At 66.9% G+C, this 1319-nt stretch carries 1 pseudogene; it reads right to left on the bottom strand.

The window, feature by feature from the left end:
- Positions 1 to 32: 32 nt before the first annotated feature.
- A pseudogene (locus WH85_RS46090) lies at positions 33 to 1267 on the bottom strand (IS3 family transposase).
- Positions 1268 to 1319: the final 52 nt, after the last annotated feature.

Raw genomic sequence — 1319 nt, 5'->3', positions numbered from 1 at the left:
ACTGTCAAGCCCCGGGTTTGGTGGAGAGTTGGTTAGCTGGTTTTCAGGGGTGCGGTGACCGGGTGGGTCATCGCGTGCAGTGCCTCGTATTCGGCGGGTGGGACGTGGCTGAGCTCGCCGTGCAGGCGCCGGTTGTTGTACCAGTCGATGTACTCGACGGTGGCCATCTCCAGGTCGTCGAGGCCGCGCCACGGCCCCTTGTTGCGGACGAGTTCGGCCTTGAACAGGGAGTTGAACGCCTCGGCCATCGCGTTGTCGAACGAGTCGCCCTTCGAGCCGACCGATGCGACGGCGCCGGCCTCGGCGAGCCGCTGGCTGTAGCGAATCGCTCGATACTGGACGCCGCGGTCCGAGTGGTGCACGAGTCCTTGCAGGTCAGCGCCCTGATTCTGGCGGCGCCAGATCGCCATCTTCAACGCGTCCAGCGCCAGGTCGGTGTACAGCGAGGTCGCGACCTGCCAGCCGACGATCATGCGGGAGTGCACGTCCAGGACGAACGCGGCGTATACCCAGCCCATGCTGGTGCGTACGTAGGTCAGGTCGGCGACCCACAGCTGGTTCGGACCCGTTGCGGTGAAGTCACGTTTGACCAGGTCACGAGGCCAGTCGGTCTCGGCCGCGGGCCGGGTCGTGCGCGGGGACTTGTCGCGTAACAGCCCGCGTAGCCCGGCTTCGCGCATCAGCCGTTCGACGGTGCAGCGGGCCACCCGTACCCCGCGGCGCAGTATTTCGTGCCAGATCTTGCGGGCGCCGTAGACGCCGTAGTTCTCCGCGTGGATCTGCTTGATCAACGCGGTCAGTTCGGCGTTACGCCGCGAGCGTCGCGAGGCGGGGCGGGTCTTGGCGGCGTAGTAGGTCGACGGTGCGATCGCTGCGGGCGTGCCTTCCAAGGCCCGCAAGATCGGCTGGACACCGTGTTCTTCCTGGTGGGAGTCGACGAAGTCGACCTTCATCGCGACGGACGGTCCAACTCCGCCGCGAAGAAACTCGCCGCGGACTTCAAAATCTGGTTCGCCCGCCGCAGCTCACGATTCTCCCGTTCCAGAGCGGCGAGGCGTTCGGCGTCGCTGCTGGTAGTGCCCGGCCGGCCGCCGGCGTCGGTCTCGGCCTTCTTCACCCAGCCGCGCAACGCCTCCGGATGAACCCCGCACTGATCGGCGATCCGCCGGATCGCGCCGACCGCGGACGCCGGGTCCCGGCGGGCCTCGATCGCCAACCGGGTCACACGCTCACGCAGATCATCGGGATACTTCTTCGGGGCCGGCATCGTTGAATCATCTCCCAGGTTTCGATGCCTCCATCAAACCCGGGGCGGGACA

The sequence above is a fragment of the Actinoplanes rectilineatus genome (assembly GCF_000962825.1).
Taxonomy (GTDB): Bacteria; Actinomycetota; Actinomycetes; order Mycobacteriales; family Micromonosporaceae; genus Actinoplanes; species Actinoplanes rectilineatus.
The sequence above is the reverse complement of the archived record's forward strand: the minus strand, read 5'-3'. Positions and strand labels throughout refer to the sequence as shown.